Genomic DNA, 12,977 nt, shown 5'->3' with positions numbered 1-12,977 from the left:
AGAAAAGAAAGCACGCGGAAACAGAGCCAGGTCCATGAGAGGAGAACTAGTTAAGTCTGTCATGGTATCTTCTTCATGAGGCCAGACTGTTTTCGCTTGCTTTTTCAGGGCGTAAGTCCCAGCACCTGCAGAAGGATAGATCTGGATACCAGAAGGCCCAAATTCGTTAAGGTGCAGTGGCAGGAGTTGCATTGGAAGCAGCAGTTTTGCGGCTGTTTTCTGCAAATCGGGCCTAAAGCTGGGCTTAAAAGTTTTACCCTTGCCGCCGGGGAAAAGGCGGCTATTTAGATAGTATCTGCAGAAAACCCGGGGCCATTGGCCTCGGGTTTTCTTTTTGGCTCAGGGCGGCGGCTTTCCAGTTACAAGGTGTTTTAAAGAAAATACCCTAAAAAAGGGAAAAGGAGAACGGCTGCTTAGGCTAATGTTTCCGGGAAGATGATTTCCAGGGAATGGCGGTCTTTCTGCACGTGGTATTTTACATCCCAGGCGTAGAGATGGCAAATGGTGCGCACAATGGCCAGGCCCAAACCCAAGGAGGAAGAGGAGGCGTCTGCTTTGCTGAACCGCTCAAACAGCAGTGACGGCGCGTAGGGCAGCGGCTTGCCGGAGTTGGAGATTAGTAGCCTGTTCTTCTGCACCTCAATGGAGATGAAACCTTGCGGGTTGTTGTGCTTAATGGCGTTGCTGAGCAGGTTGGAGAGCAGGACGTCTACCAGCGCAGGGTTGGCCGAGACCCTGAGGGCAACCACTTCTTCCAAAGTCACCTGCAGCTCTTTTTCCAGGATAAAGTCTTCCAGCAAGTCAAGTTGCCGGCGCAGGAAAGCAGTCACGCAGATGGCCTCGGTGTGGATGAACTGTCGGTTCTCAATTTTGGTGAGCAGCAGCAGCGTCTGGTTTAGTTTGGAGAGTTTCTGCACGGCCGCGCCAGCAGTCTGGATGTGACGCGCCTGCAGTTCACTTAAGGCAGGGTCCTGCAGCAGTTCGTCCAGCTTGTTCTGCAAAACGGCCAGTGGGGTCTGCATCTCATGCGAGGCGTTCTCAGAGAATTCTTTTAGGGCCAGGTAATCCAGGCGGGCCTTCTCCGTGAGCCGGGCCAGCGCGGTATGCATTTCCTGGAACTCCTGGATAGCCGATTCTTGTAGCTGCAGCGGGCCGGGTTGGTGTACCGAGAAGCTCTTCACCGTTTCCAGCGTATTATAGAAAGACTGCCATACCGTGCGGTGAATGCTGCGGTTCATCATGGTTAGGCACACCAGCAACAATCCCATTACCAGCACCAGAATGCAGCCAATGGTCATGATGTACTCTGAATGCTGCACCACCATTTGCCGGAGCACAATGGCGTAGGAGTGCCCGTTGATATTCCGGACGGAGCGTACTTGTCTAAAGGTTTCTTCCTCGCCTTCCACCTGGTCAAACATAGTGGTGTCTGTGATAGTGAGGCGTTGGGGCTGGTGTGCCGCAAGTTGGGTTACCTCCAGCACCGGAAACAATTTGGTGGGCGTCTGGCCACGGGTCAGTTGCCGGGCAATGCGCCGCTCGGTGTTCAGGAGCTGCTCTTCGGCTTCATAATCTATGTTAGCCGTCAGGAAGAAGTACAGCAGGATGCCCGCCACCAGAAACAACAGTGAGGAGAAGAAAATGTAGGTGCGGTTTAACTTCTGCAGGAGCCTCATGGAGCCGCGAATTTGTAGCCCACCCCGTACACTGTCTGTAGGTAATCTGTGCCCCCGGCCTGCACTATTTTGCGGCGTAGGTTCTTGATGTGGGTGTAGATAAAGTCAAAGTTATCGGCGGAGCCGGAGAGGTCCCCCCAGATGTGCTCGGCTATGTTCTCGCGGGAGAGCACGCGCTGCTTGTTCGTGAGGAAATAAAGCAACAGATCATACTCCTTTTTGGTGAGGTCCAGCGCCTGGCCGTGTACCCGGGCCACCATGGCATTGGGCACCACCTCAATCTCGTTGAACACCACTGAAGTGGAGCCGCTGAACTTGCGCCGCCGCAGGATAGCGTTGATCCGGGAGTTGAGCTCGGCCAGGAAAAAAGGCTTGGTGAGGTAGTCGTCCGCGCCTAGGTCCAGGCCGTTAAGTTTATCGTCTAAGGAGTTCTTGGCTGAGATGATGAGGATGCCGGTGTCTGGCTGCATTTTCTTGAGCTTGGGCACCAAGTACAGGCCGTTGCCGTCGGGGAGGGTGATGTCCAGGATGAGCAGGTCATACTGGTAGAGCATCAGTTTCTCCTCGGCGGCAGAAAAAGTGGGGGCCTCCTCGCACACGAAACCTTCTTTCTGAAGATAACTGGAAGTGGTGTTGAGCAGGTTGGCCTCGTCTTCTACAAGAAGTATTTTCATTTTCAGATCAAAACATCAAGCTACAACCCAATTCTGAAGAGATTCTGAAGCCAGTGGCGCGGCCGTTTTCTGGCCGATTTCCTAATTCTGGCAAAGAAATATAAGGTTAAGGCAAAATAAGGACTTTCAGAAGTCTGAGGTTCAGATGAGATGGTGTTATTCTGGCTCCAGTATTCCAAATTTCAATCAATTTCCTGTTGCAATTGTTTAAGACATAGAATGTTGCAGAGATGGTGGTAAAGGGCTGATTTTATTTTCTTTTGGCACCTCAAAAACAGGATTCCTACAGATTCTCTTGCTTCCTTTAAGAATCAACGGAAGGGCTTGGGCGCCTGTTTTGTTTGGGGCCATTTTCTTGCCTCAGCGACCAGAACGGGCAGTGGTAGGAGCATTTGCTTTAAAGAGAAAAGTAGGTAAAATGGATAATTTAGAAGCACAAAGCCAGGAGGAAACCCGCGACGAGGTTTTCAAAGATGACATCAAGGAAGCCGCAGACTTTACTTTCAGCTCAAAGGTGGCCAAGGTGTTTGATGACATGGTAAGCCGGTCTGTGCCGTTCTACGGCGAGATACAGCGCATGATTGCCGAACTGGCCGCCGACCACGCCCAGGAAAATACCAATGTCTATGACCTGGGCTGCTCCACGGGTACCACCATGATAGGCATGGATGCCATGATGGCCCCGGACATCAGGTTTGTGGGCGTGGACGATTCTGTAGACATGCTGGCCAAGTGCGATGCCAAACTGAAAGAGATGGGCGTGGTGCGGCCCTACAGTCTGGAACTGGCCAATCTGCAGGAAAATTTGGAGATCAGGAACGCCTCAGTGGTGGTGCTCTGCCTTACGCTGCAGTTCATCAGGCCCATCCACCGTGACAAGTTGGTGAAGAAAATCTATGACGGACTGGTGCCCGGCGGCGTGCTCCTTTTGGTAGAGAAAATCCTCACCGAGGACAGCATGTACAACCGTGATTTCATCAAGTACTACTACAACTACAAACGGCGCAACCACTACAGTGAGATGGAGATCTCGCAGAAGCGCGAGGCACTGGAAAACGTGCTCATTCCCTACAAACTCAGCGAGAACATCATGATGCTGCGCGAAGCCGGCTTTGCCCAATGCGAGGTGTTTTTCAAGTGGTACAATTTCTCCGGACTCATCGCAATCAAGAAGTAAATGGTTTTTATTGGTAATTTCTTTTTCAAGTACAGAAATGTGCTATTTATTTTTCTGTATTTGGCCTTGTTTATTCCCTCACCGGATATTTTCAGGCGGGAGCATTTTGGGGAGTATTATTACCTCTGGCCCATTAGTCTGGGGCTGGTAGTGACTGTAGCCGGACAGGCCATCAGGGGCGCCACCATTGGGTTAGCGTACATTATCAGGGGCGGGAGAGACAAGAAAGTGTACGCTGAGGAACTGGTGACCCAGGGTATTTTCAACCATTGCCGCAACCCTTTGTACGTGGGCAACATCCTCATGCTGGTGGGTGTGGGCATTCTCTCCAATTCTTTGCTGTACATGGCGGTGCTCATCCCGCTGTTTCTGTTCATTTACCAGGCCATTGTGCTGGCCGAGGAGAATTTCCTGCGCGGCAAGTTTGGGGCAGCGTTCAACGCGTACTGTGCCCGGGTGAACCGCTGGCTCATCAATCCCAACGGACTGGGAGAAACGTTCCATAGCATGGAGTTCAAGCCCAAACGCTGGCTTTTGAAAGAATACAACACCCAGTTTGTCTGGCTTCTGGGCATCACGCTCATTCTGCTGCTGTACTACCCACAGCTTACGGACTTTAATCCGCAACTCAGAAATATGCTATTGGCTTTCATTGTTCTGGGGTTGGCGACCGTGTACTTTACGGTGCGTTACCTCAAGAAATCTGGCCGGTGGGTAGCTGATTGAATATGCCTTCTCAACTGACTTTGAAGGGACGGTTATCAGGCTTGAAAAGAATCTGGCAGGAGCGGGGCGCCGCGGTTGCTTGGTGCCTTTTTTTAGCCTGAAATCATGAATTAAAGAAAAAAGTGCAGTTCAGGGCAACCCTTTGCTTTTTTCTAACGATATGCAGTAGGTTAATTTCTCACCCCAACCGTGAACCGTATATGAAAAACATAGTACGTATTTGGCTTGCCCTCACCATGTGCTTCGGCCTGACTAGTCATGAGCTGATGGCGCAGGAAGCAGATTCTCTTAAGAAGTACCAGACTCCGGTAGTTGCGCAAGATACCTTGAAAAAGTACCAAGACTCGGTGGCTACACCAGAGAAGAAGCCCTTTTTCAAATCTAAGGCTTTCAGAGCCACTATTATACCTTCTATTCTTATTGCGTATGGCATAAGCACCATAGGAGACCGGGGTATCTACAGTAGCATGGATGCAAAACGCGATATTCAGAAGCATTTTCCAAATTTCCATACCACCATTGACAACCCCTTGCTCATTGCGCCTTATGTAGAATTGGCGGCAGCCAACCTCTTCAACATAAAGTCTAACAACGATTTTCTGAACACCAGCATCCTGATCCTGAAGGCCGAGGCGATCTTCGGGCTCACCGTTTTCACGCTCAAGCAAACCACCAACCAGGTGCGGCCTAACGGGGAAAACGACCAATCAATGCCCTCGGGCCACACGGCCCAGGCCTTTTTGGCGGCTTCTATCCTCAACTCAGAGCTCAAGCATAAGAGCCCGTGGTACGGAATTGGGGCCTACACCATTGCCACCAGCGTGGGCGCTTTCCGGATGCTTAACAACAAGCACTGGCAGTCTGATGTGTTTGTGGGGGCGGGTATAGGCATGCTGTCCTCCCACTTAGCGTACCTGTCTCACCGGAACCGTTGGGGCCGGAAACCTTCCATTGTGCAGTTGTCGCCTACCTATATTTACGGGGTGCCGGGCTTCGCTTTCTCCATGAACCTGGACGATTATAAAAACCGGAAAAGAGACCAACAATATCAGGCCCTAATCAATTAGCGGGCTCGTCCAGAATTAAATTTCAAAATCCTAGTCCAGAAAACCCGCTGTTTTTGCAGTGGGTTTTCTGTTTTTCAGCATCACCTGCTTTGTTTTTAACCTCATTTCTGGAAAATAACCCGAAAACAACTAGGCTGATTGGGCGTAATCAGATTTTAGTTTTTGATTTGCACCCTTATCTAAATAAATCATCCGGGTTAGCCCGGCAATCCCCAACATCCCCAATATCCCCATGAAAAAATTATTCCCTGTACTTCTGCTCCTGCTCACGCTCAGCCTTTCAGAGGTTGCCGCGCAGAACAACCGCCGCCATGACACCAATTACAACGGCTGGTTTATGTATTACGGCACGCACAAGCTCACTGATAAATGGAGCTTGCACACCGAGTTCCAGTTGCGGCGCTACCACGTGGTCTCAGATCCGCAGCAGGTGATGCCCCGCGTAGCCATGGTGTACAATCTGTCTGATCGCGCCTCCATAGCGGCCGGGTACGCCTACGTACACACCTATCCGTACGGTGACAACCCCGCCGCCGATGACTTCCCCGAGCACCGCACCTATCAGCAATTGCAGTTGAAAGACCAGCAGGGCATTTTTGGCTTGCAGCACCGTTTTAGGTTAGAGCAGCGCTGGATCAAGTTTGCCGGCGCCGAAGACTACACTTACATGAACCGTGTGCGGTACCAGTTCCGCACCAATATTCCACTGGCGGGCCCAACGCTGGAAGACAAGGAATTCTACCTGGGCTTGTATGACGAGGTGTTCGTGAATTTCGGGCCCAACGTGACCAACAACATCTTTGACCAGAACCGTGCGTACGCCGCCCTGGGTTACCGTTTCCATAAAGACGCCATGCTGGAGGTTGGTTACATGCACCAGCACGTGGCCCAGCGCAACGGCGTATGGTTTGAAAATAACCACACCCTGCAGGTAGGCCTTACCTATAACCTGGATTTCCGGAAACAGACTACTGCCGCCCAATAAACCATCATCTTATCGCTGCCAACCCGGCTCCATCGTGAGTATCCCTTTCCTGAAATGAAGAGGGTTTAACCAGAGAAGGGTAGGCAAGCGTATATATTCTGTACATTCATTTGTAAAACATTTTCGGGGCCGATTTCTGAAAACCGGCCCCGAAACTGTTTATCCTAAACCGCAGCAGTTTGGTAAAGATCGCGATCACCGGCCCGGAGAGCACCGGAAAATCAACCTTGTCGGCGCAACTGGCGCAGCACTACAACGCGCCCTGGGTGCCCGAGTATGCCCGCACTTACTTGGACCAATTGGAAAGGCCCTACGCAGCCCCCGACCTGGAAGCCATCGCCCGCGGGCAGCTGGCGCTCTGGCAAGAAGAGGAAGCCAAAAGTCCGGAGCTGCTCTTCCTGGACACTGAGTTGCTGGTGCTCAAAATCTGGTCTGAGCATTCTTATGACATCTGCTCTTCCTTCATCCTGGAGAACCTGCGGCGGCAGAACGTAGACCTGTACCTGCTCCTGGACATAGACCTGCCCTGGACCCCAGATCCGCAGCGCGAGCATCCGCACCTGCGCCAATTTTTCCATGACTGGTACAAACGTGAGCTGGACCAGATGGGCGTGCCTTACGTAGAGATATCCGGCTCCGCCGAGGAGCGCCTCCAAAATGCCATAAAGGCGGTAGACAAGGTGCTTCATCCCTAACCCCAATCCTCAGCTATGAAAACTACCTTCCTGGAAAACGAATACGTGCGCGTGGGCGTGAAAACCGCAGGCGCCGAGCTATGCAGCCTGGTAAAGAAAGACGCAAACCGCGAGTACATCTGGCAAGCCGATGCCGCCTTCTGGAACCGCCATGCGCCGGTGCTTTTCCCAATTGTGGGCCGCCTGCCGCAAGACCAGTACCTGCACCAGGGTAAAACCTACAGTTTGCCTCAGCACGGGTTCGCCAGAGACCAGGAGTTTGAGTTGGTAGAGGAGGGGCAGGACAGGTTGGTGTATGAACTCAAGTCCTCGGAAGAAAGCCGGAAAGTTTACCCCTTTGACTTTGTGTTGCGCATCGTCTACACCTTGCAGGGCCAGACCCTGGATGTGACCTGGCAGGTGCACCATGTCGGCGAGGGCGAGATGTTGTTCTCCATTGGGGCGCACCCGGCTTTCAATGTGCCCATGCAGGAGGGAGGCGCTTTTGAAGACTATTACCTGGAGTTCTCCCAACCCGAGTTGCTGTCGCGCTACCTGCTGGAAGATGGCACTGGGCTGCAGAATGGCCAGACTGAGCCCGTGCTGGACAACATGGCCGTGTTGCCGCTCCGCTACGAGCACTATGAGAAAGACGCCATGGTGTTCAAAGCGTTCAAGTCAGAGCGCGTGACCCTCAAAACCGACCGTCACCCACACTTCGTGCAGATGCAGTTCGCTAATTTCCCTTACCTGGGTATCTGGACCAAACGCGTGGGCGCGCCATTCCTGTGCATTGAGCCCTGGTACGGCATTGCCGGCACTTCGGGGCAGCCTATTGAACTCAGCGAAAAAGAAGGCATGCAGTCTTTGGGTACGAACGAAACCTTTGAAGCTTCCTATACCATCAGCGTAGGCTAGTCTGTTTCAGGGCTGTTTTTCGCAGAACAGACTTGAAACGCTGGAAGCTCTGTTTCGCGATTTGGGAAGGTTGGAAACGGCTGGAAATGCAGGTAGCTTTGTGCCTGGCCGGCTGCCCAACAGAAAGCAGGCTGGTTTCATTCAAAGGCAAAGCAAAATGGAAGTAAAAGATAGCAACGGCACCCTGCTCAACGAGGGCGACTCTGTCACGGTAATCAAAGACCTGAAGGTGAAAGGCTCCTCCACCACCATCAAAAGAGGCACGGTAGTAAAGAAAATCAGGCTCACCGATGACGCCGAAGAGATTGAAGGCCGCGTGGAGAGAACCGTTATGGTTTTGAAAACGTGCTTCCTGAAGAAAGTATAAAAGAAACACAAAAGGCGTCCACGGGCGCCTTTCGTGTTTTATAAAGCCTATTGCAGCACTGCATTGCCCTGCTCATCCAGCGGGAGAAACGGGTTATAGGCTACTTCCCAAAGGTGCCCGTCTGGGTCAGAGAAATAGCCGCTGTAGCCGCCCCAGAACACCTTCTCGGGGTGTTTCAAAATCGTGACGTTTTTGTCCGCCAGTTCCTGGAAAAGCGCATCTACCTCCTCTTCGCTGCGCAGGTTATGCGCCAGGCTGAACCCTTTGAAGCCGGTTCCTTCAGCAGATACGTGGGCATCTTTGGCCAGCTCCACCGTAGGAAAAAGCGCCAATTGCAAACCGTTGAGCTGGAAAAACGTGATGCCTTCCTGGCTGGCAGAAGTGCGATTCCACCCGAAAACGGATTCATAGAACTGGGTGGCCGCCGCCACGCTGGATACGCCTAAGGTGATCAGGGTGATTCTGGGTTGCATCTTTGTTAAAGGGTTTATTGATAGGTAAGTAAGGATCGTTTACGGGCTGTTTTAACCAAAACACGCTTAAATCAGGGAGCGGGTAAGATGCCCAATTGTTGCAGGAGCTTCCGGGTGACAGTCTTCCGGCAGGTGGCGAAATTCTCGTTTTGGGTCTGCACGTCTTTGTGCAGCCGGGTGGCGAAGAAGTAGACGTTGCCTTTGGTCTCCACGTAGCCCACATACCAGCCAATGTTTCTTCCGTTGTGGCTGGTCAGGCCGGTTTTGGCTCTGAGGGTGTATGCCGGTGTTTCTTCTGCCACCATCATCTGCTTCACTTTATGGATGTTCTCCCTGGAGAAAGGCAGCTTCTCCTGGTAAAGCTTCTGCAGGAACTGGATTTGTGTCTTGGGTGAGATGGCAAAATCACCGTAGTTCCAGAAATCGGCGCCTTGGGCACCGTTGAACTTGTCGTTGCCGTAGCCGCAGCGCTGTAGATAGTTTCGGTATTTGTTCAAACCAATCTGCTGGGCCAGGCGCACATAGAACCAGACCGTTGAGTTGGTGAAGGCGTGCTTCATGTCCGTATCGGCGTTCCAGGCCGGCACGCTCCGCTGCTGACCATCCCATTTCAATACTTCATTTTCATCCCGTACCGCTTTCTCCTCCAGCAGAATAAGAGAATTCAAAATTTTGAAGGTGGAAGCCGGCAGGGTGGCCCGTTTCGCATCCTTTGGGTGGCTGTAAGTCCAGCGGTTCTGTTTGAGGTCATACAAAGTGAAACTGCCTTCCAGGCCGCAATCTTTAAACGGCTGCTGCAGGTTCTGGCCAAAACTTATGAAGGGTAGAAAAAGAAAATACAGACCACAGGCAAACAGATGCTTCATAAAGTAAATCAAATAGAGGCAGTTCAGATTTTCCTGCCAAGTTTACTTTAAATATCTGGTTTCGGGTAGATTGAGCTTCCTTTTCTTCTGGCAATGCCTTGCCCAGGCCTAAGCTTAGAAAGATGTCTGCCGGCAGCTTTCTCCTTTTCATGAGTTTACAGAAAACAATTGACACCGCAGCAGGTTCTCAGGGTAAACAGGGTAGAAAGCCAGAGAATAGAATTTCTTGCGGGTAGGGCAGGGTGGCTAAGCGCAGGGCTTCCTTGAAAATCGTAAATAAAAACTTACTTTTGTTTAAATATTGCAGATGTCTTCCTTTCCATCTTTTCTGGCTCCAAATCCCAGTGCCATGCAGCGTGAAGCTAAAAACTCATTTGACAGAGTCTACTACGTGGTAGAGCACAACCCTGAGCTGAACATCATAGACACCAAATGGTACGGGTATGCCTCTCAGAATGACCTGCGCAAGGCCTGCGAAATTGGGCTTGAGTTGCTGGAGCAAACCAAATGCCCCTACAAACTGAACGACAACAGTGAGCTGACCGGTCCCTGGGCCGATGCCGTAGCCTGGCTGGAAAAGGATTGGTTGCCCCGGGCCATGCAAGCCGGACTCCGTTATCTGGCCCACGTAGCCCACGAGCATTCTTATGGTGAAACCGCTGGTCAGGTTATGCAGGTGAGCAAAATAGGGCGCCAACTGGAGTTCTGTGCCTTCAACTCCCGTCCGGAGGCGCTGGCCTGGCTTAAAGCCTGTCAGCTAAAAGCGAACAACTAAGCCGTTTAGCCCTAGCGTTTTTGCCTGCGTTTATTAGAAAACACAGCCTAAACATAAACACGCTTACCGTTGCCGGGCCATGGGCGCGTCTGCCGTCTCGGTTTCTTCGTTCACCAGGAAGAGTGTGCGGGTAGGGTAGGCAAACTCAATGCCGCGGTTCTGGAACTCCTCATAGATCCTGAAGTTGATGTTCTGCTGAATGTCCATGTACTTGTTGTAGGAATCGCTCAGGACATAGTAAACCACCTCGTAGTCTAGGCTGGAGTCTCCGTAACTCATAAAGTGGGCGCGGTCAAACTCAACGGGGTCCTGTGCTTTCACAATGTCTTCCAGCAACCCGGGAATGATTTTCATAGTCTCCAGCGAGGTCTGGTAGGTGATTCCAAGCTTGAACACCACGCGCCGCCTAAGCATCTGTTTGTAGTTATGGATGCGTGATTTGGTCAAGTCACTGTTGGCAAATACCAGCAGCTCCCCCGAGAGGCTTTTCACCCGCGTGGTTTTGATACCTATATAATCCACGGTGCCGCTTTTGTCGTCAATTACAATGAAGTCGCCGGTCTCAAAGGGGCGGTCAAAGAAAATCACGAAGTAGTTGAACACGTCACCCAGGATGTTCTGCGCCGCCAGCGCAATGGCGATACCCCCAATCCCCAGACCCGTGATGATGGTGGTCACGTTGTAGCCCATGTTGTCAAACAGGAAGAGCAGGCCCACCATCCAGATCACCGCGTTGATGATGAGCATGAGCCCGCCCAACTGCTTCACCTTCTCCTCGCCGCGCTCTTGCTTTCTTACATAAGACCTGAGCAGCATGAGAATAGTGGTGGAGATCAGGCGCACAAACAGGAAAGTGATCACCATGGTGGTCACTACTCCCAGCACGTTCTGGGCTTTCTCAGATAAGGTAAGATAGCTGATGCCGGCGTGGATAACAGCAAAGTAGAGGGCCGGGAGCAGGAATCGGTCCACACCTTCCACCAGCAGATCGTCCAGGTGGGTTCTGGTGCCTTTGACCCATTTCCTGATTTTCCGAAAAAAGATGTGCTTCACGGACCTGAGGAGCAGCAACCCAATAATGATGACTCCTAAGGCGAAGAGATAATCAAAAACGCTGTTGTGGTAGTAGGTCTGGTTTAATAATCTGTTCATTTCTTCAGCTGGGGGTGCACGGCCGCCCAACTTACGCCAGGCCGCAGATAGTAAAACAATAACCAGGGTATACGTGCAACCCTCGGACAGTAGTTATACTAGGACCATGAACGCGCTGAGGCATTCCATCTCCAGTAGACCTGGGAATGGAGCGCCGTGCGATCTCAGAAAAGAAACAGATTACGGTTTGGTTTTGGCTGCTTGGGCGGCTTTGAGGTCGCAGTTTTCTTTGCGGCGGGTGTCTGTGATGGTGAAGATTTTCCAGCCTTCGGGAGAGCGGTATAGTTGGAAGGCATCCACGCCGCAGTGGCTGAAGGTGTCTCCGGCATAGAAAGCATACTCGCACCAAAGGGTAGCCAAGTCTCCGTCAATGTTCACTTTCACATCCCAGATGCGCTCATCCAACACCTGCGGATGGGGCTGCGCAATCATCTGCACAAACTTGTCCATGGGTGTCTCGCGGGGCAGGACCTTGCCGTCTTTGCCGGCGCCTACTGAGAACAGCCGGGCATTGGGCGCCAATACCGAGCGGGACATAGTGCTGTCGCCGGCCCGCATGCCGTCAAAGAAACGCACCACGGCTGCCTCTACAGCTTTCGCATCGGCTGAGGGCTTAGCAGGCGTGGCTTTTTTGGTCTGGGCAAAGGCCGACCCGCTGAGCAGGAGGCAGAAAGAAAGCAAAAGGAGGGCGCGCATAGAAGGTGTGTGGTTACGATAGGCTCTGTTTACAAAAGCAAAGGCCTTGAGAAGGCCAGAGCAAAATACGTTTTTCTTTTTATATAAGGATCAACCGGTCCTGGAGCAGGGCCCTGAGCTCGGGTGGCAGCCCGAAGTGCGTGTCCATGAAGTCGTCCAAGATTTGGCGGGTATGCGGCGAGATCAGCCGCTGGATTTCCTCCATCGCCTCGCCGCTGATCATGTACGGCATGTAAGTGTATAAGAGGTCCTTGCCTTCGCACTGGGCGTAGATTTGGTATTCTTTGCAGGCTTCGCGGGGCGTACCCGTCACGATGCAGTGCGAGAGCCAGTTTTCCAGTCTTAAGGGGTTGGGTAAAGAAAGCAGGGCCTCGCGACGGGCCACCAGGTCCACATGCTCAGAAAAATAGGCGTCAATCTTACTTCTGGATTCTACAGACAGCTCTTCCCGCATCTGCTGGGCACAAGGCACGCACATGGCATATTCCAGCACGGTATCCAGCACACCGTCCTGGGGATAAAAGCGCACTGCTTTTTCTACCAGGTAACTCACGCCGTCTTGCAGCAGGTGGCGCTCGCAGGCGATGCAGGTCTGGAACGGCTGCCCCGATGCTCCGCAGTGGAAATCGGGCGGAATGGGCTCAAATTCGTGGGTTAATTGAATAGAAGGTAAATCCATAACAGGAAAGATAAGCGCGGTTGACCCGCCTAAGATACTCTTTTAAGGGTTTGAGGTAAACACTGGGAGGCT

Annotated in this window: 16 protein-coding genes; 8 read left to right on the top strand and 8 right to left on the bottom strand. The window is 52.1% G+C overall.

Features of this window, described 5'->3' with window-relative positions:
• Positions 1-413: 413 nt before the first annotated feature.
• On the bottom strand, positions 414-1,676 hold the full coding sequence (locus J3P35_RS19775; protein WP_210466473.1) for a sensor histidine kinase: 1,263 nt from the start codon (positions 1,674-1,676) through the stop codon (positions 414-416).
• A complete protein-coding gene (locus tag J3P35_RS19770) occupies positions 1,673-2,350 on the bottom strand; it encodes a response regulator transcription factor (RefSeq protein ID WP_210466472.1) in 678 nt (225 codons plus the stop codon). Before J3P35_RS19770 ends, J3P35_RS19775 begins: the two co-directional genes overlap by 4 nt.
• Positions 2,351-2,768: 418 nt before the next feature.
• Between J3P35_RS19770 and cmoA the strand changes: the two genes are divergently transcribed.
• The 7 genes from cmoA to J3P35_RS19735 all read left to right on the top strand — a co-directional run bounded on the left by cmoA (position 2,769) and on the right by J3P35_RS19735 (position 8,264).
• The gene (gene cmoA / locus J3P35_RS19765; RefSeq protein ID WP_210466471.1) at positions 2,769-3,527 is read left to right on the top strand and encodes a carboxy-S-adenosyl-L-methionine synthase CmoA; all 759 of its coding nucleotides are present in this window, start codon (positions 2,769-2,771) and stop codon (positions 3,525-3,527) included.
• A gap of 39 nt (positions 3,528-3,566) precedes the next feature.
• Positions 3,567-4,253 (top strand): methyltransferase family protein, encoded by a 687-nt coding sequence (locus J3P35_RS19760; RefSeq protein WP_317195409.1) that lies wholly within the window; start codon positions 3,567-3,569, stop codon positions 4,251-4,253.
• Positions 4,254-4,453: 200 nt separating this feature from the next.
• The gene (locus tag J3P35_RS19755) at positions 4,454-5,320 is read left to right on the top strand and encodes a phosphatase PAP2 family protein (RefSeq protein WP_210466469.1); all 867 of its coding nucleotides are present in this window, start codon (positions 4,454-4,456) and stop codon (positions 5,318-5,320) included.
• A gap of 232 nt (positions 5,321-5,552) precedes the next feature.
• Entirely contained in the window at positions 5,553-6,305 is a 753-nt protein-coding gene (locus tag J3P35_RS19750) for a DUF2490 domain-containing protein (RefSeq protein ID WP_210466468.1), read from the top strand.
• 179 nt (positions 6,306-6,484) lie between these two features.
• Positions 6,485-7,000 (top strand): AAA family ATPase, encoded by a 516-nt coding sequence (locus J3P35_RS19745; RefSeq protein WP_210466467.1) that lies wholly within the window; start codon positions 6,485-6,487, stop codon positions 6,998-7,000.
• A gap of 15 nt (positions 7,001-7,015) precedes the next feature.
• Positions 7,016-7,897: an aldose 1-epimerase family protein gene (locus tag J3P35_RS19740; protein ID WP_210466466.1), complete on the top strand. Its 882-nt coding sequence runs from the start codon at positions 7,016-7,018 to the stop codon at positions 7,895-7,897.
• A 157-nt stretch (positions 7,898-8,054) separates the two neighbouring features.
• Positions 8,055-8,264 carry an alkylphosphonate utilization protein gene (locus J3P35_RS19735; protein WP_123127635.1) on the top strand — a complete coding sequence of 70 codons (210 nt, stop codon included), beginning with the start codon at positions 8,055-8,057 and terminating at the stop codon, positions 8,262-8,264.
• Positions 8,265-8,311: 47 nt separating this feature from the next.
• On the opposite strand, the gene J3P35_RS19730 is transcribed toward J3P35_RS19735, so the two are convergent.
• The 3 genes from J3P35_RS19730 to J3P35_RS19720 all read right to left on the bottom strand — a co-directional run bounded on the left by J3P35_RS19730 (position 8,312) and on the right by J3P35_RS19720 (position 9,754).
• Positions 8,312-8,737 (bottom strand): VOC family protein, encoded by a 426-nt coding sequence (locus J3P35_RS19730; protein WP_246850377.1) that lies wholly within the window; start codon positions 8,735-8,737, stop codon positions 8,312-8,314.
• 71 nt (positions 8,738-8,808) lie between these two features.
• Positions 8,809-9,492, bottom strand: coding sequence for a penicillin-binding transpeptidase domain-containing protein (locus J3P35_RS19725; protein ID WP_246850375.1), 684 nt, complete (start codon positions 9,490-9,492; stop codon positions 8,809-8,811).
• Positions 9,493-9,520: 28 nt separating this feature from the next.
• Positions 9,521-9,754 carry a hypothetical protein gene (locus J3P35_RS19720; RefSeq protein WP_210466816.1) on the bottom strand — a complete coding sequence of 78 codons (234 nt, stop codon included), beginning with the start codon at positions 9,752-9,754 and terminating at the stop codon, positions 9,521-9,523.
• Between the two features lie 198 nt (positions 9,755-9,952).
• Between J3P35_RS19720 and J3P35_RS19715 the strand changes: the two genes are divergently transcribed.
• A complete protein-coding gene (locus tag J3P35_RS19715; protein WP_210466464.1) occupies positions 9,953-10,378 on the top strand; it encodes a hypothetical protein in 426 nt (141 codons plus the stop codon).
• A gap of 63 nt (positions 10,379-10,441) precedes the next feature.
• Here J3P35_RS19715 and J3P35_RS19710 read toward each other — a convergent pair whose 3' ends face one another.
• The 3 genes from J3P35_RS19710 to J3P35_RS19700 all read right to left on the bottom strand — a co-directional run bounded on the left by J3P35_RS19710 (position 10,442) and on the right by J3P35_RS19700 (position 12,905).
• Positions 10,442-11,530 (bottom strand): mechanosensitive ion channel family protein, encoded by a 1,089-nt coding sequence (locus J3P35_RS19710; RefSeq protein WP_210466463.1) that lies wholly within the window; start codon positions 11,528-11,530, stop codon positions 10,442-10,444.
• A 180-nt stretch (positions 11,531-11,710) separates the two neighbouring features.
• On the bottom strand, positions 11,711-12,226 hold the full coding sequence (locus J3P35_RS19705) for a nuclear transport factor 2 family protein (protein WP_210466462.1): 516 nt from the start codon (positions 12,224-12,226) through the stop codon (positions 11,711-11,713).
• Between the two features lie 79 nt (positions 12,227-12,305).
• The gene (locus J3P35_RS19700; RefSeq protein WP_210466461.1) at positions 12,306-12,905 is read right to left on the bottom strand and encodes a hypothetical protein; all 600 of its coding nucleotides are present in this window, start codon (positions 12,903-12,905) and stop codon (positions 12,306-12,308) included.
• Positions 12,906-12,977: the final 72 nt, after the last annotated feature.

Source organism: Rufibacter roseolus, from assembly GCF_017916365.1.
In the GTDB taxonomy this organism is placed as follows: Bacteria; Bacteroidota; Bacteroidia; order Cytophagales; family Hymenobacteraceae; genus Nibribacter; species Nibribacter roseolus.
Note: the sequence above shows the minus strand (reverse complement) of the source record. Positions and strands in the feature narration are given on the sequence as shown.

Bases quoted from the DNA above. Each gene is read 5' to 3' on its own strand.
- J3P35_RS19775 (WP_210466473.1), bottom strand. From the start codon at position 1,676: ATGAGGCTCCTGCAGAAGTTAAACCGCACCTACATTTTCTTCTCCTCA.
- J3P35_RS19770 (WP_210466472.1), bottom strand. From the start codon at position 2,350: ATGAAAATACTTCTTGTAGAAGACGAGGCCAACCTGCTCAACACCACT.
- cmoA (WP_210466471.1), top strand. From the start codon at position 2,769: ATGGATAATTTAGAAGCACAAAGCCAGGAGGAAACCCGCGACGAGGTT.
- J3P35_RS19755 (WP_210466469.1), top strand. From the start codon at position 4,454: ATGAAAAACATAGTACGTATTTGGCTTGCCCTCACCATGTGCTTCGGC.
- J3P35_RS19750 (WP_210466468.1), top strand. From the start codon at position 5,553: ATGAAAAAATTATTCCCTGTACTTCTGCTCCTGCTCACGCTCAGCCTT.
- J3P35_RS19740 (WP_210466466.1), top strand. From the start codon at position 7,016: ATGAAAACTACCTTCCTGGAAAACGAATACGTGCGCGTGGGCGTGAAA.
- J3P35_RS19735 (WP_123127635.1), top strand. From the start codon at position 8,055: ATGGAAGTAAAAGATAGCAACGGCACCCTGCTCAACGAGGGCGACTCT.
- J3P35_RS19730 (WP_246850377.1), bottom strand. From the start codon at position 8,737: ATGCAACCCAGAATCACCCTGATCACCTTAGGCGTATCCAGCGTGGCG.
- J3P35_RS19720 (WP_210466816.1), bottom strand. From the start codon at position 9,754: ATGAAAAGGAGAAAGCTGCCGGCAGACATCTTTCTAAGCTTAGGCCTG.
- J3P35_RS19715 (WP_210466464.1), top strand. From the start codon at position 9,953: ATGCAGCGTGAAGCTAAAAACTCATTTGACAGAGTCTACTACGTGGTA.
- J3P35_RS19710 (WP_210466463.1), bottom strand. From the start codon at position 11,530: ATGAACAGATTATTAAACCAGACCTACTACCACAACAGCGTTTTTGAT.
- J3P35_RS19705 (WP_210466462.1), bottom strand. From the start codon at position 12,226: ATGCGCGCCCTCCTTTTGCTTTCTTTCTGCCTCCTGCTCAGCGGGTCG.
- J3P35_RS19700 (WP_210466461.1), bottom strand. From the start codon at position 12,905: ATGGATTTACCTTCTATTCAATTAACCCACGAATTTGAGCCCATTCCG.